The 18,186-nt window shown below is 45.3% G+C and carries 18 protein-coding genes; 12 read left to right on the top strand and 6 right to left on the bottom strand.

Going from position 1 to position 18,186, the window contains the following annotated elements:
- Nucleotides 1-4: 4 nt before the first annotated feature.
- The 6 genes from rfbB to BK126_RS07845 all read left to right on the top strand — a co-directional run bounded on the left by rfbB (nucleotide 5) and on the right by BK126_RS07845 (nucleotide 5,957).
- Nucleotides 5-1,024, top strand: coding sequence for a dTDP-glucose 4,6-dehydratase (gene rfbB, locus BK126_RS07870; protein ID WP_076312027.1), 1,020 nt, complete (start codon nucleotides 5-7; stop codon nucleotides 1,022-1,024).
- Between the two features lie 36 nt (nucleotides 1,025-1,060).
- The gene (locus tag BK126_RS07865) at nucleotides 1,061-2,509 is read left to right on the top strand and encodes an oligosaccharide flippase family protein (RefSeq protein WP_076312026.1); all 1,449 of its coding nucleotides are present in this window, start codon (nucleotides 1,061-1,063) and stop codon (nucleotides 2,507-2,509) included.
- A 23-nt stretch (nucleotides 2,510-2,532) separates the two neighbouring features.
- Nucleotides 2,533-3,867 carry a UDP-glucose dehydrogenase family protein gene (locus BK126_RS07860; protein WP_076312025.1) on the top strand — a complete coding sequence of 445 codons (1,335 nt, stop codon included), beginning with the start codon at nucleotides 2,533-2,535 and terminating at the stop codon, nucleotides 3,865-3,867.
- A 64-nt stretch (nucleotides 3,868-3,931) separates the two neighbouring features.
- Nucleotides 3,932-4,882, top strand: a complete 951-nt coding sequence (locus BK126_RS07855; protein ID WP_076312024.1) for an LCP family glycopolymer transferase — start codon at nucleotides 3,932-3,934, stop codon at nucleotides 4,880-4,882.
- Nucleotides 4,879-5,406 carry a VanZ family protein gene (locus BK126_RS07850; protein WP_076312023.1) on the top strand — a complete coding sequence of 176 codons (528 nt, stop codon included), beginning with the start codon at nucleotides 4,879-4,881 and terminating at the stop codon, nucleotides 5,404-5,406. The genes BK126_RS07855 and BK126_RS07850 overlap by 4 nt, the downstream gene beginning before the upstream one ends.
- A 59-nt stretch (nucleotides 5,407-5,465) precedes the next feature.
- On the top strand, nucleotides 5,466-5,957 hold the full coding sequence (locus BK126_RS07845; protein ID WP_083655764.1) for a hypothetical protein: 492 nt from the start codon (nucleotides 5,466-5,468) through the stop codon (nucleotides 5,955-5,957).
- A 125-nt stretch (nucleotides 5,958-6,082) separates the two neighbouring features.
- On the opposite strand, the gene BK126_RS29795 is transcribed toward BK126_RS07845, so the two are convergent.
- Nucleotides 6,083-6,208 carry a hypothetical protein gene (locus tag BK126_RS29795; RefSeq protein WP_256209821.1) on the bottom strand — a complete coding sequence of 42 codons (126 nt, stop codon included), beginning with the start codon at nucleotides 6,206-6,208 and terminating at the stop codon, nucleotides 6,083-6,085.
- Between the two features lie 314 nt (nucleotides 6,209-6,522).
- Between BK126_RS29795 and BK126_RS07840 the strand changes: the two genes are divergently transcribed.
- From BK126_RS07840 to BK126_RS07825, 4 genes are all read left to right on the top strand, one after another.
- Entirely contained in the window at nucleotides 6,523-6,903 is a 381-nt protein-coding gene (locus BK126_RS07840) for a hypothetical protein (RefSeq protein WP_076312021.1), read from the top strand.
- A 73-nt stretch (nucleotides 6,904-6,976) separates the two neighbouring features.
- The gene (locus BK126_RS07835) at nucleotides 6,977-7,882 is read left to right on the top strand and encodes an ABC transporter ATP-binding protein (protein WP_076312599.1); all 906 of its coding nucleotides are present in this window, start codon (nucleotides 6,977-6,979) and stop codon (nucleotides 7,880-7,882) included.
- Nucleotides 7,879-8,658, top strand: coding sequence for an ABC transporter permease (locus tag BK126_RS07830; protein ID WP_076312020.1), 780 nt, complete (start codon nucleotides 7,879-7,881; stop codon nucleotides 8,656-8,658). The genes BK126_RS07835 and BK126_RS07830 overlap by 4 nt, the downstream gene beginning before the upstream one ends.
- 140 nt (nucleotides 8,659-8,798) lie before the next feature.
- Nucleotides 8,799-9,878: an AI-2E family transporter gene (locus BK126_RS07825; RefSeq protein ID WP_076312019.1), complete on the top strand. Its 1,080-nt coding sequence runs from the start codon at nucleotides 8,799-8,801 to the stop codon at nucleotides 9,876-9,878.
- Nucleotides 9,879-9,982: 104 nt separating this feature from the next.
- On the opposite strand, the gene BK126_RS07820 is transcribed toward BK126_RS07825, so the two are convergent.
- Nucleotides 9,983-11,335, bottom strand: a complete 1,353-nt coding sequence (locus BK126_RS07820) for a hemolysin family protein (protein WP_076312018.1) — start codon at nucleotides 11,333-11,335, stop codon at nucleotides 9,983-9,985.
- A gap of 277 nt (nucleotides 11,336-11,612) precedes the next feature.
- Here BK126_RS07820 and cls point away from each other — a divergent pair, with 277 nt between their 5' ends.
- Both cls and BK126_RS07810 read left to right on the top strand, forming a co-directional pair.
- Nucleotides 11,613-13,052 carry a cardiolipin synthase gene (gene cls, locus BK126_RS07815; RefSeq protein ID WP_076312017.1) on the top strand — a complete coding sequence of 480 codons (1,440 nt, stop codon included), beginning with the start codon at nucleotides 11,613-11,615 and terminating at the stop codon, nucleotides 13,050-13,052.
- 184 nt (nucleotides 13,053-13,236) lie between these two features.
- On the top strand, nucleotides 13,237-14,124 hold the full coding sequence (locus BK126_RS07810; RefSeq protein ID WP_076312598.1) for a YitT family protein: 888 nt from the start codon (nucleotides 13,237-13,239) through the stop codon (nucleotides 14,122-14,124).
- 146 nt (nucleotides 14,125-14,270) lie between these two features.
- Here the strand turns inward: BK126_RS07810 and ligD are convergent, their stop codons facing one another.
- From ligD to ku, 4 genes are all read right to left on the bottom strand, one after another.
- Nucleotides 14,271-15,164: a non-homologous end-joining DNA ligase gene (gene ligD, locus BK126_RS07805; RefSeq protein ID WP_076312016.1), complete on the bottom strand. Its 894-nt coding sequence runs from the start codon at nucleotides 15,162-15,164 to the stop codon at nucleotides 14,271-14,273.
- A 3-nt stretch (nucleotides 15,165-15,167) separates the two neighbouring features.
- The gene (locus BK126_RS07800) at nucleotides 15,168-16,124 is read right to left on the bottom strand and encodes an ATP-dependent DNA ligase (protein ID WP_076312015.1); all 957 of its coding nucleotides are present in this window, start codon (nucleotides 16,122-16,124) and stop codon (nucleotides 15,168-15,170) included.
- 31 nt (nucleotides 16,125-16,155) lie between these two features.
- Nucleotides 16,156-17,019 (bottom strand): VOC family protein, encoded by an 864-nt coding sequence (locus BK126_RS07795; RefSeq protein WP_076312014.1) that lies wholly within the window; start codon nucleotides 17,017-17,019, stop codon nucleotides 16,156-16,158.
- 179 nt (nucleotides 17,020-17,198) lie between these two features.
- Complete coding sequence (gene ku, locus BK126_RS07790) at nucleotides 17,199-18,128, bottom strand: non-homologous end joining protein Ku (RefSeq protein WP_076312013.1); 930 nt, start codon at nucleotides 18,126-18,128, stop codon at nucleotides 17,199-17,201.
- Nucleotides 18,129-18,186 lie beyond the last annotated feature (58 nt).

Below are 18,186 nucleotides of genomic sequence, written 5' to 3'. Positions count from 1 at the left end.
TCAGATGAACTTACTTGTAACCGGTGGTGCAGGATTTATTGGTTCCAATTTTATACATTACATGTTTGATAAATATAAAGAAGAAATAAAAATCGTGAATATAGATAATCTTACTTATGCAGGAAACCTAGAGAATCTACGAGGGATTGAAAGTAAACAAAACTATTTTTTTGTACGTGGCGATATATGTGATAAAGAACTTATATTTAATATTATTGAACAGTATTCTATAGATACTATTATTAATTTTGCAGCTGAATCTCATGTAGATCGCAGCATTAGTGATCCGTCGATTTTTATCAAGACAAATGTAATGGGAACTCTTTCTCTTCTTGAAGCTGCGAAAGATAAGAATATAAAAAAGTTTGTACAAATATCCACAGACGAGGTATATGGGTCCCTAGGAGAAGATGGATATTTTACTGAAGAAACCCCTTTAGCTCCAAATAGTCCCTACTCAGCAAGTAAAGCGAGTGCAGATTTATTAGTTAGGTCATACCATGAGACTTACGGGATGAATATCAATATTACACGTTGTTCAAACAATTATGGTCCGTATCATTTTCCAGAAAAACTGATTCCACTTATGATAACAAATGCATTAGAAAACAAAGTGCTTCCTGTTTATGGAGATGGACTTAATGTAAGAGACTGGCTGCATGTTTCAGATCATGCATCTGCCATTGATCTTGTTATGAGAAACGGTGAATCAGGAGAAGTATATAATATTGGTGGTCACAATGAACGTCGTAATATCGATATTGTACAGTTAATACTAGAGAATTTGGATAGACCTAAGACACTTATAAAGTATGTTGAAGACCGCAAAGGTCATGACCGAAGATATGCAATTGATCCTACAAAATTAATAACAAAATTAGGATGGAATCCTAATTATACATTTGATATTGGAATTAAAGAAACGATCAAATGGTATTTAGATAATGAAGATTGGTGGAGAAGAATTAAAAGCGGGGAATATATTGAATACTATAAGAATCAATATGAAAATTCACTTATCTAAGTTAGCAATTTTTCTAACAGATAGAAGGTCAAGTATATGTTACTGAAGCACTCATTTATATATCTAGTATCAAGAATCATTCCTAGCATCATAGGTTTATTAGCAATTCTTGTTTACACTAGACTTCTCTCACCTAGCCAATACGGAAATTATGCATTATTTATAACTATGATAAATTTTATAAATGTAATTTTCTTTCAATGGCTCCGCGTTGGATTATTACGCCATCTCCCAGGAACTGTAGAAGACAATTTGATGTCATTTCAAAAGACTATACTAACAGGGTTCCTATTAACGTCGATTGTTATTATTTGTATATCTCCAATCGGCCTAATAATTACAAATGATATTCTTTTAATTATGTTAGTACTGCTAAATGGATTGATTTTGGGATGGTTTGAATTAAATCAAACTTTATACAGAACATTATTAAAACCCAAAAAGTATGGACTTATAACTTTTGTTAAAGTGTTCGTATCTTTTGTATTTAGTTGTGTTCTAATCATCCTTGGTTTAGGAGAAAAAGGAGTTTTCTTAGGGATTTTTTTTGGGACATTATTATCAATTGTTAGTGTAACTTTTAATCAATGGAAAGTTCTAAACGCATCTTTTGATCTGAATATACTAAAAAAACTGCTTAAATATGGAGTGCCTCTTACATTAACATTTTCAATGACTTTTATTATTCAATTTTCTGATCGATTTATTATTGGATGGTTAAAGGGGCCTGAACAAGCAGGATATTATGCTGTAGCTGCAGATTTATCAAACCAGACAATAGCTATGCTCATGATGATTATCAATCTAGGGGCATTACCAATTGCTATTAAAAAATATGAAAGTGAAGGTGTTAAAGAAGCTTTAAAGCAATTTGAGCAAAACTTTATTCTAATGCTCGGTTTATCTCTACCAGTTGTAGTGGGGGGGATTATTCTCTCTAACAATATTGCTCATGTTTTTTTTAGTGAGGACTATGTTGATTCAGTTAGTGTATTACTCCCTTTGTTACTTATAGGAACATGTTTATCAGGATTCAAATCTTATTATTTTGATCAAGCATTCCAAATAGGAAATAAAACCATAATACAGATAATCCCAGTTATTGTAGCTGCCATTTTAAGTATTACTTTAAATCTATTTCTGATTCCGAGTTTGGGGGCTAGTGGGGCTGCCATTTCATCCATTTCATCATATTTCGTTTCATTAGTGATTACTTGGTGGATTGGAAGGTCCATTCTACAACTACCTATACCTTTCAAAATTAGTACTAAAATAGTTGCCTCCGCACTAATAATGGGTTTTTCTATCTTTCCGTTTCGTTTACAAACAGGGCCTTGGAGCCTGATAGTTTCTATATTTATTGGAGTTATAGTGTATTTTTTATGTATATTGTTATTTAATGTATCTGATTCTCGAAAGATTCTAAAGAAATTAATGTCTAACAGATATATTAAAGAGAAACAATCGGAAAATGCAAAACAGTAAGTTTAGAAGAAGGGAGAACCAATATGAACATTACCGTCATTGGAACCGGATATGTTGGCTTGGTATCAGGAGTGTGTTTCTCGGATATCGGTAACCATGTTATTTGTGTCGATAATAACCCTGCCAAGGTCGAAATGCTGGAACGTGGTGAAGTTCCAATATATGAACCTGGGCTTAAAGAACTCATAGACAAGAACAAGGCAGCCGGAAGGCTGTCTTTTACTTTTGATACGCAAACTGCGGTTCAGGCATCGGATCTGATTATCCTTGCCGTCGGGACTCCATCGTTGCCGAATGGAGAAGCGAACCTGCAGTATATCGAACAGGCAGCGCGTGAAGTAGCCCTTGCGATGAACGGACGCAAGATTGTAGCTACGAAGAGTACAGTGCCAGTAGGTACGAATGAACGGATCAAGCATATCATCTCTGAGTATAGTCAGCATCCATTCTCTATTGCTTCTCTGCCAGAATTCCTTAGAGAAGGCACGGCCATCTGGGATACGATGAATCCAGATCGTATTGTTATCGGTAGTGAGAATCAAGAGACGGCAGATACACTGAGTGCTCTTCATGCTCCACTCACGGATAATATCATTATCACCGATATCCGATCAGCAGAGATGATTAAGTATGCCTCGAATGCATTTCTTGCGACCAAGATCTCATTCATTAATGAGATTGCAAATATCTGTGAGAAGGTAGGAGCCGATGTTACCCGAGTTGCGGAAGGGATGGGGTATGACCGTCGAATCGGAAGCTCCTTCTTGAAGGCAGGGATTGGTTATGGAGGGTCTTGCTTCCCGAAGGATACTCAGGCGCTTATTCAAATTGCGGGTAATGTGGATTATGAATTCAAGCTCTTGAAATCCGTAGTAGAAGTGAACAAGGATCAGCGGTTTAATATTATTCACAAGCTGCAGCTAGCCCTTGGTTCTCTGACAGGGAAGCGGATTGGGATCTGGGGACTCGCATTTAAGCCCAATACGGATGACATTCGTGATGCGCCTGCGATTGAGATTATTCAGGAACTGGTTCGTGCAGGTGCTTCGGTATACGCATATGATCCCGTAGCTACAGAAAATTTCCGGCGTGAAGTAAATAATGACTCTATCTACTGGTGTGATGATGCTCAATCTGCTGCAAAAGACAGTGATGCCTTATGCTTGCTCACGGAATGGCAGGAGTTCGGTGAAGTGAATCTGACCGAGTTAGCCAGATCGATGAATCAGCCAATACTGATTGATGGTCGAAATGTATATGATCCTGCGAAGGTGAAGGAATCCTCATTTATCTACTACTCTGTCGGACGTCCGAATGCGGACAATATTTCAGATTCTTATACTACAGCTATGTCCTAGGACATAGCTGTCTTTTTTTGCTTTTATTGACTTCTCATTTCTGGAAAGAAAGGTATGGCTCAATATGAAACGTTGGTTAAAGATCAGTCTCAGCGGAGTCGCTGCTATTGTCACTGTCGGGGTGGGTTTCGTCTGGTATATGTATGCTTCCCTTGAGACTACAGCGAATACAATCTATGAACCGCGTGAAGCGGTAGTACCCGTTACGGATATCGGTGGGGGACAGGAATCTGCCCCAGCTGTACAGCCTAAGGTAGAGAAGATTAAGGAAGTAGATCCCTTCTCCGTTCTGCTGCTAGGTGTGGATGAGAGAGCCAATGATGCAGGCCGCTCAGATACAATCATTGTTCTGACGGTGAATCCGCAGAAGCAATCCATTCAGATGTTTAATATTCCAAGGGATACGAGAACCGAAATCGTAGGCAGAGGTTCAGTTGACAAAATTAATCATGCATACGCATTCGGTGGTGTAAACATGTCGATCCAGACGGTAGAACAATTCCTTGGCGTTCCTATTGATTACTATGTCAAATTAAATATGGAAGGGTTCGTATCGGTAATTGACTTATTGGGTGGTGTTGAGGTGAACAATCCATTCGAATTTAATATGGGTAACAAGAAATTTGTGGAAGGGCCAATCACACTGACAGGTGAAGAAGCGCTGCTCTACTCTCGTATGCGATATGATGACCCACGTGGAGACCTTGGCCGAAATACAAGACAGCAGGAGATTGTACAGGAGCTGATGAAGAATGCGCTTCAAGTATCCAGCGTAATGCAGATTCAGAACATCCTGGATGAAGTCGGGGGAAATGTGAAGACCGATATTACATTTGATGAAATGAAGAAATTTGCGCTGGAATATGCAAGTAGTCTGAAGAAGATCGACACTATGGAGATTAACGGACATGGACAGCGAATTAACGGAATCTATTACTATATTGTCGATGAGCAAGAGAGACAGAGGGTAACGGATGCGATGAACGAGCATATGAATGAGGTTGAACCCTCTTGAGCAGAGCTGAGAGAAGACAGCAGCAGAAAGGGAAGCATAGAAAACGCATCCTTCTAGCTCTCTTCCTGCTATTCTGGGTTCTGTTCATTCTGTTTATGTCCACAAGGACATATCAGCAGCAGACCATTCGCCCTCTTCTCATCCAAACGGTTCAGAAGCTGGATATTGATTTTGAGCTGCCTGATATCCGAATCAGCTATGGAGGTCATACCAATTCGCTCCGCAATAATCCATACGGCTTCACGGAGTTCGTATTCCGCAAATGTGCTCACATGTTCGTGTATGGTATCTTAACGCTGGCCGCTCATATGATCCTGAAAAAGCGATGGGGCCATACCCTTAAAGTCTATTGGGTGCCGTTGGTCATTACTTTACTTATTGCATGTGCAGATGAGTTTCTGCAGCGATTCTCCGCAGGCAGGACGCCCTCCTTCGATGATGTATTGCTGGACTTGACCGGGGGTTGTATAGCTATTCTTCTATATGTATTGGTTCAGTATGTGCAGCACAAAAGGAAGGTCTAAAGCCTCTTCCTCTCTCATACCTTGAGTTACAAGGGACAAGAGAGGAGGAGGCTTATTTGATGTTGCGTAAACGACGAGCAAATGGTCTGCTTAAGATCGCGGCTACCTTACTCATCGTGGGTCTGTTAGCTCTGCTCTTCTTCAGTATTCAAGGGGTTATGAAGTCTAATGAAGAAGAAGATGCACGTAAAGCCATTGAACAATTCTATACATATGAGCAAGAGGGCGATTTCGGGAGCTCATGGGAGCTGTTTCATTCTCTGCTGCAGGAACGATATAAGAAGCCGGACTATGTCCAGACCAGGGCCCATGTGTTCATGCAGCATTTTGGTACGAATACCTTTAAATATGAAGTATCTGAACCGAAGAGGCTGTTTGATGTTCAGCTCATAGAAGGAAAAGAAGCGCTGGCCGAAGTCTATGAATTCACCGTGACCCAGATCTACCATTCTTCCTTTGGTAACTTTAAGATTGTACAGCCCGTATATGCTTCTCAGGAGTCCGGAGAATGGCGCGTCCTGTGGTCGTTTGATAAGGCTCAAGAGTTCTAGCTTAGATTCGTATTTAATGGGGAAAAAGCACCTTATTGCCAAGAGCCTATTCTCTCTTAGCAATGAGGTGCTTTTTGTCGTGTGCTCGTACATAGGTCATAAGACAAATATTTTTACAATTTGTCCTATTTCTGCAGAACCATACGTACAATAAAGTAGGTCAAGACCGGAGCCCCAACGATAACAGCGACCGGAACCACGGAGATTGTTCTTGATGCGCTTCTCCTTAGTTTACGAATCGTTTTCTTCAACACACGTTCCCCCTAGAAAAAAATGTACTTCAATACAAATTGTATCATTGAAAGTCCTGCTCTGTGAATGCTTATGACATGTTTTTCATGAAAACAAGTGAAAATATCTCTTAGATGAGCGTTTTCCCGCCCTTTTCCTGGTTAAATATCTAGTAACCCTCGAAAATTCTTGACAAAAATATGGGACTCTATTATGTTCAAGATACAATTTGTATCGAAAAGAATCGATTTATGCGGTTGGTTGGACGATTGCCCCTGAAGTTGGTTTCACAGGAAATGAAACTATGTGTCTTTATGAATGGAGGACGGCTGAAGTGATCGTGACAAGTCGATTTTATTGTGTCGCCTGTGGGAGGATATTGTCGGTAGACACGGAATATCCAATGGAGTCGAGAGGAATAGAAGAGGCCAAAGTCTCAGGTAGTCTATCATATGAACAGTCCATATCCAGGATGAAAGACCTTCCCCATATCATACCTAATCAGGTCTTCCGGACCGGATTCTACAGAAATGAAATGCCCTTAGGCTACTGTAACTGCTGCCAGAACGGTGAAGAGGCTGTGGAAGAGCAGCAGGAAGCCGCTCCCACTGCAGAAGAGGAGCATTCGCCGTCTCCTGAAGCAGCGCAAGAGGAACAGAATTGCTTCATTCCTGCGAATACGCGGGACAGGTTCTCACAGATTATGTTACACTAGGCACGAAGCTTATGAGTGAGAATCCTTGCTCGAATCACGATTCGAGCATGATCAAGAGGGAGTGAACTATGACATGCACCAGGAACCTGTTGTTCGTATGCAAGGTGTAAGTAAGGTCATTTCTTCCCGCCATCTCGTGCAAGACCTGACTCTGGATATATATCCAGGCCAGGTCTTTGGTTTTTTAGGGCCCAATGGCGCGGGGAAGACGACCACAATCCGCATGATGGTTGGTTTGATGTCCATTAGTAGCGGGGATATCTTCATCGCCGGTCACAGTGTGAAGACGCAGTTTGAGGATGCCATCCGTGAGGTTGGCGCGATTGTAGAGAATCCGGAGATGTACAAGTTCCTGACAGGCTACCAGAACCTGGTTCATTTTGCCCGGATGTCACCGGGCGTGACCAAAGAGAGGATCCAGGAAGCGATTGAGCTCGTTGGCCTCCGAGACCGGATCCATGACAAGGTCAAGACGTACTCTCTCGGCATGCGTCAGCGGCTTGGCGTCGCACAAGCCATTCTGCATCGTCCGAAGCTGCTCGTGCTGGACGAGCCGACGAATGGATTAGACCCGCAGGGTATTCGGGAGCTGAGAGATTATTTGCGCAAGCTCACCCTTACCGAAGGGACGACGGTGTTCGTATCGAGTCATTTGCTGTCTGAGATGGAGCTGATGTGTGATACGGTCGCGGTTATTCAGGATGGGAAGCTGATTGATGTTCGGCAGCTGAGACCGGAGAGTGGAGCTCTTGAAGTCCTAGAATATACGTTTGAGGTGAGTGATCCCGAGTCGGCATTCGAGCTGGCAGGACAGGGACGTACTGAGGGTCCGGTGCTGAGCATATCTTGTACAAGAGATGACGCCGCCGATCTGAATGCAAGACTAGTCCAACATGGCATCAAGGTGTATGGGATACGGGCGCGAACAAGCACCCTCGAAGATCAGTTCCTGGCCATGACGGGAGGTAAGCGTCCATGAGTAACTTTTTGATGCTGGTACATAATGAGAATATGAAGATCTATCGCCGTGTACGGACTTGGGTGATGCTCGGGATTATTATTGTGATGTCGATTCTGATTCCTTACCTGCTGTCCAGCACAGGGGGTGGTGCTTCAACCCACTATTGGGAAGGCGCCATGCTGACGGTGTCGTTCATCAGCTTTCTGAATACGATCTTTGCGGTCGTCATTGCGGCAGATTCGGTGGCAGGTGAATTCTCTTGGGGGACGATTAAGCTGCTGCTGATTCGGCCATGGACCCGAAGCAAGATTCTGGCTTCCAAATATGTGTCGGTACTGCTATTCAGTCTGCTGACGACCTTGCTGATGACAGGGTTATCGCTGCTTACTTCCTCGGTGCTGATGTCTACAGAGCCTGTTGTGTCAGAGATGCCGGGGGATTACACACCTGCAGGCTATGCGCTCGTCAGCTGGCTGTATGAATATGTGGACTTGTTTATCACCTTGGCGATCGCATTCATGGTATCCACCGTATTCAGATCTGGAGCGCTTGCCATCGGGTTGTCTCTATTTATCTTGTTCACTCAAGGGATCTTTGGTCTAATCTTCGATCCGGAACGGTATTCCTGGGCGAAATACATTCTGTTTACCAATATGGACCTTAGTCAATATATGTTCGGTTCGAGTGACAGTGTAATGAGTCTAGGCTTCTCCATTACGGTGCTTGCTGTTTATTATGTTCTATTTATGGGTATAGCCTGGTATGTCTTTCACAAGAGAGACGTGGCAGCCTAGAATAGAAGAGTCTTGTCATTCGATTAGGACCCCTTCATTTGCTATAATGTCTAGGAGTGCGGTGTGAGAGGATGTTGCATAACTCGTTATGTGACTTACATATTTACCATTAGAAATAGACATGAATGGAGGAAGTGAACTTGGCTCAAACCAACAGGTTTTTCCGATTCTGTATCGGTATAATCCTGATCCTGCTTGTTATCTTCTTAGGTGACAAGGTCAAATTTATTTTTAATCCGCTGATTTCTTTACTCAGCGTAATCTTAGTGCCGGCGATGCTGGCAGGCTTCTTCTATTATTTGCTGAGGCCGCTCGTTGAGCTGATGCATAAACGGAGAGTCAATCGGACGCTCGCCATTTTCCTCATTTACCTGGTATTCGGTCTGATTATGGCTGGATTTATTATCGGGATCTGGCCGTCGCTGCGGGAGCAGTTCCTCGCATTCATCGAGAATGCGCCGAATTTGATTAAAATGCTGACAGAGCAGGTCCAGGAGCTGGAAGAGAGCGGAATACTGGCTCAGTTCCTGCCGGAGGGAAGCAACATATTGTCGCGGATCACAGAGGTTATTGATCAAGGGTTTACCGTGCTGACCGATTACATGTCCGGCGTCGTTTCCTTCTTCTCCAGCTTCATAATGGTCTTGTTTGTCACTCCGATTATTCTCTACTTCATGCTGAAGGAAGGCGGGAAATTCGGGGAGAAGATTGTAGGCTTCATGCCGAAGCGTTTCCGTGACGTGGGGACAGATCTGATGGATGAGATCGACAGCTCTCTCAGTGGATTCATCGTCGGGCGTGTCATCATCAATGTGGCGCTTGGCGTACTGATGTACATCGGATTTCTGTTTATCGATCTGCCGTATGCCCTGCTGCTGACCGTGATCGCGGTCATTATGAACTTCATTCCCTTCATCGGGGCATTCCTGTCATCGGTGCCGATTGTGATCATTGCCTTTATCCAGTCCCCTTCGATGGCGATCTGGGCACTGGTTATTATCCTTGCTGCACAGCAAATTCAGGATAACCTGCTGGCACCGTATATCTTCAACAAATCGCTCGATATCCATCCGATCACGACGATTGTTGTGGTGCTAGTGGGTGGCGATATTGCAGGCTTGATGGGGGTTATTCTTGCCATTCCGTTCTATATGACGCTGAAGATTGTAATCACCAAGGTGTATCATATCTTCTTCAAGGACAAATGGGAGAAGGCATAGCCTCACAGCGCCGGAATTCGTATTCTGTTAAAAATAAAAACCAATAAGGCCCGCAGATCTGTCACGAACAGACATGCGGGCCTTATCCTTTATATAATAACGAATTACTCTGCGAGTGCGGCTTCCTCTTCACCTTTTGCGGTAGTCAGAGGTTCTCTGGGAATAACAGCGACCTTCAGGAAGCGGTTCTTCTCTCCCTCCAGCAGAACGAAGGTAAGTCCTTCAAATTCGAATTCTTCTTGTTCATTCATTTCCGGCTGATGACTGTACAGCCATCCTCCTATGGTATCCCATTCGGTTGTGTCCAGGTTGGCGAGGAGTAGATCATTCACCTTGGACAAGGATACCTTCCCGTTAAATATGATGTAGTTCTCATCCACGAACTGGATTTCTTCTTCCTCATCGGCGTCGAATTCATCCCGAATCTCTCCGACGATCTGCTCCAGCACGTCTTCAATCGTAACCATACCCGAGGTTCCGCCATATTCATCAACCAGGATGGCAATATGATTGCCTTCCTGCTGCATCTTGTGAAGCAGTTCTTTCACCGGAGTTGTTTCGTGAACTGCAGGAATCGGATGAATGAGGCTGGCGATATCAATGTCGGAGGAGCTGCCTCCGTAATATTCCAGGAAAAATTGCTTCGTATTAATGATGCCGATAATATCATCCTTATTCTCATTCACGACCGGGAACCGGGTGTACTGCTCTTCACGAATGATGGCAAGATTCTCTTCGACGGATTTGTTGACGTACAAGCATACCATATCGGTTCGGGGAACCATGATTTCCTTAGCGAGCATTTCATCAAAGGCGAAGATCCGGCTTACATATCCAAATTCGCTCTGATTAATCTTGCCGCTCTCGAAGCTCTCATTAATAATAATCTGCAGCTCTTCTTCAGAATGAGCCTCTTCGTGCTCAGAAGCAGGTTTAACGCCAAACAGCTTCACAAGACCATTGGCAGAGCCGTTCAAGACGAAAATAAATGGGTACATGATTTTGTTAAACCAAATGATCGGTTTGGCCGTTAACATTGCGACCGTTTCTGCCTTTCGAATTGCAACCGTCTTCGGAGCCAGCTCGCCGACAACGACATGTAAGTAAGTAATCACCATAAAGGCGATAAAGAAGGACAACAATGATCCTACGGCCTCCGGTAAATACATTCTTTCAAATAGAGGGTGCAGAATCTTCTCTATGGTCGGTTCCCCCAGCCATCCGAGTCCCAGCGAGGTAATCGTGATCCCCAGCTGACAGGCGGATAGATAGCCGTCCAGATTAGCAACCACCTGCCTAACCGCGGCGGCTCTTTTATTCCCTTCTGCGATCAGTTGATCCAATCGACTCGTCCTTACACGTACAATCGCAAACTCTACTGCGACAAAAAATGCCGATAAACCAATCAATACGGCCACTAGGACCAGGTATAACGCGTACCTACTACCTTCTTCCATTTCACATCTCTTCCTCTTCATGAATTTAAACTATAAAGCGAATCAAATTCAACAGATAAATCATGTATGAACTTGATTCAGTTTATCGAATATTATAGCTCAATTCAGTGCGCGTGGAAATACGCCCTAAAGTATAGTGAATGTCAAGTACTTTAATTACAAAGCTATTTTTGTGCGGACAGCCTATATTTTTTCCTTCTGACATGCATGTTTCTTGCAAAAAATTGTCACACTGTATAGATGACTCCGAATCCTTACATAAGAAGGGGGCTGGCATATGATGTGGCTGGTCATCGTTATACTGATCTTATTTTATTTCCTGCAAACCGTCCTCTTGTTTGTACTGGAGTATGAGAGACCGGCCAAGGCAGGAGTATGGATTCTAATCTCCATCACCCTGCCTGTTATTGGAATAGCTCTCTATTTCCTGGCCGGCCGTCCCTACAAGCGAATGAGGAAGCATGTCAAGACGGAGGTGTGGGAGCACATTCATCAGCACCTTGCTTCGCAGACCAACGTAATAACGAAGGCAGAAGACATGCAGAGAGAGACATTTACAACACACACCAGGCTGTTTAACTTGCTGTCCCATACTCCGAACAGTGCGATTACGGGCTGCAACCAAACGAAGTATTTTACAGAAGGTGAACCGCTGTTTGCTTCCCTGCTGCATGATATAGAGAAGGCGCAGCATCATATTCACATCCAGTTTTATATTTTTCGTGATGACATTATCGGCACCATGTTTCAGGATCTCCTCATTGAAAAATCCAAGCAGGGCGTGAAAGTCAACATCATCTGTGATGGATTCGGCAGCAAAACCCTCCCTAAGCCCTTCATTCAGAGAATGAAGAATGCGGGGATCGAGATTCACTTCTTCCTGCCGCCCGGCCTTGCGATGAAGCTTCGCAAGCTGAACTACCGCAACCATCGCAAGATTGTTGTCGTCGACGGAACGATCGGATATACCGGTGGGATGAATATCGGGGATGAATACCGGGGTCAATCGCAGAAAATGGGATTTTGGCGTGATACGCATATGCGGATCAGCGGGGATGCGGTGTACTTCCTGCAGACGACCTTTCTCAAGGACTGGGAGATGGTATCCGGTCAGACCGTAGATGAGGAGCTCATATCTTCCTTATTTCCGCCGCATGACTGCCAGATCAATGAGCAGGTTCAGATTGTGGAGAGCGGACCGGATGAGACGCGGCATCTGATTCAGGAGGTATGCTTCAGTGCCATTACACAAGCGAGCAAGCGGATCTACATTACAACACCGTATTTCATACCAGACGATGCGCTGATGACTGCACTGAAGACAGCCTCCTATGCGGGTGTGGATGTACGCATTCTAATCCCGTATGAGGCGGACTACGCGATTGTGCTGCAGGCAACGCTGTCTTATGTAGAAGAGCTGCTGACGGCGGGAGTTCAGTTCTATCGTTATAAGAAAGGCTTCATTCACTCGAAGGTTATTATCGTCGATGATTTGCTCGCTTCGGTGGGCTCGGCCAACCTGGATATGCGCAGCTTCTACAGCAATTTTGAGCTGACGTCGGTCATGTATTCAAAGAGTGCGATCGATAGGCTGGTGCAGGATTTTACAGGCGATCTTACGCACAGCATGAAGGTCGAATTAAGCACGTTTAGTCAGCGTTCAAAATTAGGCAAATCCACCGAAATCCTATGTAGGTTATTATCTCCTCTACTCTAAGGATTTGGGATGATTTCTGTGATAAAAACCTGCTTTCTATTCCATTATCTCGTCTTTGCTTACTCTTTTAGTGTTTTATGGAGTCGGAATATGATATAATAAAGTCTCAGGTCATGTCTTGCGGACATAGAAAGCTTAAAAGAATAGGGGGGATTCTATGTCAAATATGACAACGAAGGAAATGATGCCGAGTCCGGGCAAACAGACGAAGGCAAACAGTTCTCCAATTAGCTTGAAGCTGCTGCAGCGTGCCATCATGATTTTGGTCGGTGCATCGCTTATGGCTATAGCTCTTGAGATTTTTCTAATTCCCAATGGCGTAATTGATGGTGGTATCACAGGGATATCCATTATGGTGTCACAGCTCTCCGGCCTGCCGCTTGGTGTATTGCTGACCTTGTTCAACCTGCCGTTTCTTCTGATTGGGTATAAGCAGATTGGCAAGACCTTTGCGGTATCTACATTGTTCGGCATTGTTATTATGTCGATCGGAACGCATCTATTGCATCACGTTCAGGCGTTAACGCCGAATGAGCCGCTTCTGGGTGCTGTATTTGGCGGTGTGATCCTCGGCGTGGGGGTAGGACTCGTCATCCGTTCAGGAGGTTCTCTGGATGGGACGGAGATTGTTGCCATTCTGCTAAGTGCAAGATCTCCATTTTCGGTCGGACAGGTCGTGCTGGTCATTAATGTGTTCATCTTCGTTATGGCAGGCTTCGTGTTTGGATGGCCGAACGCGATGTATTCCATGATTGCATATTATATTGCGATGAAGATGATTGACGTCACGATTGAAGGTTTGGATCAATCCAAGTCGGTATGGATCATTAGTGAGAAGTACCGGGATATCGGAGAAGCTCTTACAGATCGTCTTGGCCGCGGGGTTACATACCTGGATGGAGAAGGCGGATTCAGCGGGGATGAGAAGAAGGTGATCTTCGTCGTCATTACGCGTCTGGAGGAAGCCAAGCTGAAGAGCATCGTAGAGGACTGGGATCCACAGGCCTTTGTAGCGATTGGTAATATTCATGATGTAAAAGGCGGACGTTTCAAGAAAAAAGGCATTCATTAGCGAGCGATTCGTTCGGCTATTGGTATTTGTATAAAGAAACCCGGTATTCCTAACATTTTAGGAGTACCGGGTATTTTATTATGTTCGGAAGGAAGCTGTTCGGTGTACGGGATACGTGATATATACACTTTTTGTGCGGTTGTGATCTACTTCTTATTCTTCAGGTGCTTCAATATATTCTCCAGTGGCTGCGGCTGCAGAGCGGAGAGGAGATCGCCTTTTTCGGCCAGACGAGCGCCGATATTGAGCAAATGGAAGTCCTTCGGACGTACGTCTGCTGCTACCTCATCCCATAAGAGTGGCGTCGAGACGGAGGCGTGTTCCCTGGCGCGTGGAGTGTAGGGGGCGGCCAAGGTTTTACCGCCATAATGCTGGAGATAATCAAAATATATTTTGTTGCCCCGATCCTTCTTCAGCCGTTCCAATGTGAATAAGCCTGGATGCTTCTGGCACACATACATGCCGACAAAATGACCAAGCGTCCGAAGCTCCTCGAACGTAATCCCGCTCTGGATGGGCACAATAATCTGCACACCTGTAGCGCCCGACGTCTTGGGTACGGATTGAATGCCAAGTGAACTTAGGGTCTGCCCGACGATGTGCGCAGCTTCCATTATTCGGGGTTCTTCCGGCAGACTGGGGTCGAGATCAATCATCCATTCACAGGGCAGCTTACTGCCTGCATAATGAAGCGAAGGATGAAACTCAAGTGCGGCAAGGTTGCCAAGCCATAGAAGGACTGGCAGGTCCTCCATTACAATGTAGTTGATCCCTTCGTGAACGGCTGTCTTGACATAGGGAGGGAGGGGCTCAGGCGCATTTTTTTGATAAAAAAATTCTCCATGAATCCCATGCGGATACCGGATCGTCGTGAGCAGGCGGTTCCTGCAGTATTTCAGCAGATAGGGGGAGAGCTCTGCCAGCTTCTGCAAATACATGGCTTTGGTAACGCCGGCTTCAGGCCAGAGCGGCTTGTCTGGATTCGTGATCGTAATATCCTGTCCTTCAATTTGAATCGTGCCCTTGATCGAACGCGGCATAGGTCAGCTCTCCTCCTTCTGTGATACTTGGCATTCTGCTGCAGGGACGTGAGGGGCGAGGCTCTCTATTGTAGGGTGGCGCATCGTTCCGCCGGGAGTCCATTCGAGAAAGGTAACACGTACGACCAGCTTGGGCTGTATCCACAGTGCCCCTTGATTTCTACCCGGTACATTGACAAAAGGCATCCGCTGTACACCCATGCTCAGCACTTGTTCGGTAAGGTTCCGCCAGTCCTGGACGGTAAATCTGCCGGTTCCGGCATGTCCGATATACTCCAGCTCTCCCTGTTCGTTATACAATCCAAGCAGAAGAGAATTAACGACCTTGTCTCTGAATGTAACGCCGCCAATAACGGCATACAAATCTCCGTTCTTCTTGCGTTTCTGCCACCGATTGTCTTTGCCGTCTAGCGCGTAGGTACTGTTCAGATCCTTGACGACGACACCTTCGAGCTGCTGTGCTTTGGCCGCTTCAAACAAGGCATTGCCATCCGGAAAATTCTGTACCAGCTGAACCTGCGGATGAGGCTTGATCATCTCAGCGAGCAGCTGCTGCCGCTCCGACAGCGGCCTATCCGTTACCCATACTCCATTGAGGTACAGAATATCGAAGACCATGTAGGTAACCGGAACACTCTTCAGGCCTTGCCGGATACTGCGCTCGCTTCGAAGACTGTCTCGTCTCATGATTTCATGAAAAGACGGCTTGCCCTCTCTGAATGCAATCAGCTCTCCATCGAGGATAAAAGAAGAAGCGGATGAATAGACATCCGCTTGTGTGAATTCGGGATACTGCAGGGTCCGGTCATTCCGTTTGCGATTAATGAGCTTCACTTCATGCCCGTCATAATACGTTAGCATGCGGACACCGTCCCATTTCACCTGGGCAATCCAGGGAGGGCCGACAGGAAAGAGATTCGTTCGGATCGGTTCGAAAGGAATGACCGGCTTAAGTTCCATGCACCTGCTTCTCCTTTAATACTGAAATTATTTATGATTGATAGGTCAAACGAATGCCAATACCAAATGGATCGGTAACATAGCCTTCTGAATCCTGAGTAGTTACGTTATATCCGCCGGACTGAAGACGCAGCAGAGTATCGTCGAACGCTTCTTTACCCTCAAATACGATGGTGAAATAATCGATTCCTACCGCATCGTGAGGGGTAGCCGGAGCATTTTGACCCGCCCAAATATTAAGTCCGATATGATGGTGATACCCGCCAGCCGACACGAATACAGCCTGAAAGCGCGGATCATCCAGCACGATATCAAACCCGAGCAGCTTGTTGTAGAATTCGCGGGCTGCCGGGAGGCTGGATATATGAAAGTGCACATGACCGATAACGGTGTCTGCAGGCAGTCCCGTAAATGGTTTGTCCCCCGCCAGCGCGAGCAGTCCGTGAACATCGACAGGATCGGTTCCCATAATATAATGATTGTTCGCATCGCGGCGCCATACACTTCGTGGCCGGTCAGCGTATATCTCAATGCCGTGCCCGTCCGGGTCATTAATATAGAGTGCTTCACTAACACTGTGATCGCCTTGCCCAATTTCCATTCCGCTGTCGATCAGGTGGCGAAGGGCAAGGCCCAGAGACTCACGGTCCGGCAGAAGAATTGCAAAGTGGTACAGCCCGGCGTGACTTCTTGGGCGGATCGGCTTGGCGTCCGCAAGCTCTTCCAGTATGACAAGTGAGCGCACACCGTCACTGGTCAATACAGCCTGATTCCCTTGTTGAGACAGCACCTTGAGTCCTACGACCCGTTCATAAAAATCAATAGAGCGTGTAAGCTCGCTGACGCGAAGCTTCACTTCACCGAGTGTCGTTGCGGGATGAATAGAGTATGTCATATTTGTATTTGCCTCCTTGATCATGTCCATAGATGGAGTAGTTAAAGAAACTAAAATTACTAACCTACACTAAGTTACTTTATGTAAGTTAGTATATAGTGTACCCTTGGACGCGTCAATGGCAACTGAACTGAATATCCCAGCACCCGATTAATCTGCCTGTGGAACTGGAAACTGCTTCAAGCTCCGGTCTCTTTCTTTTTGGCAGTTTTTCGCTTCGTTGTCTTTGGCTTGACAACGGGTTCATCGCGATTGTTGTCTTCTGCGGAGGCGGCCTTTTTACGAGTCGTCCGTTTCTTGGCAGGCTTGGCCGGTCCTGGATCGGTAACAATCGGCGGCTGCTGCTGCGTGGCCTCAATACTAGCTTGAAGCGCAGCCATAAGATCGACGACGTTCGCTTCCGGCTTGGCAGGAGCAATCTTGTACTCTTCGCCTGCGACTTTATGATTAATGAGTTCAAGCAGTCTTTCACGATAATCGTCGGTATATTTCTCCGGGTCGAATGGCGTACTAAGCTGATCGATCAGCAGCTTGGCCATGTTCAGCTCTTTGTCGTTCACGGCAATATTCTCGGGCAGATTAGGCACCTGGGATACAGGGCGGATCTCATCAGGGTAGAAGATCGTTTCAATGGCAAGGCAATCCTCAAGCACCCGAATGGCTGCAAGGCTGCTCTTTGAACGGATGGAGATCTTAGCAATTCCGATCTTGCCCGTTTCCCGCATAGCCGTCATCAGCAGCTGGTACGCATTACCTCCGGACTGATCAGGAGATAAATAGTAGGTCTTCTGAAAATAAATCGGATCAATATCCGTTAGATTCACAAAATCCAGTATCGAAATGTTCTTATTGGCCTGCTCAGACAGCTGATCGAGCTCATCCTTCTCAAACAGTACGAATTTTCCCTTCTCATATTCGTATCCCTTCGTAATCTCCTCCCATTTGACTTCAACCTCACAGGATGGACATTTACGAATATAGCTGAGCGGACTGCCGCATTCGGTATGAATGTATCGCATCGAAATATCCTTGTCCTCCGTAGCAGAGAACATTTTGACAGGGACGTGAACCAGTCCGAAGCTGATGGCTCCTTTCCAAACGGTATGCATGACGATCCCTCCTTCAAATAATCTGTAGCGTGATCTTTCTTCATATTATGGGCAAAAA

Source organism: Paenibacillus sp. FSL H7-0326 (genome assembly GCF_001955535.1).
GTDB lineage: Bacteria > Bacillota > Bacilli > Paenibacillales > Paenibacillaceae > Paenibacillus > Paenibacillus shunpengii.
This window is presented reverse-complemented; position numbering and strand designations above follow the sequence as displayed.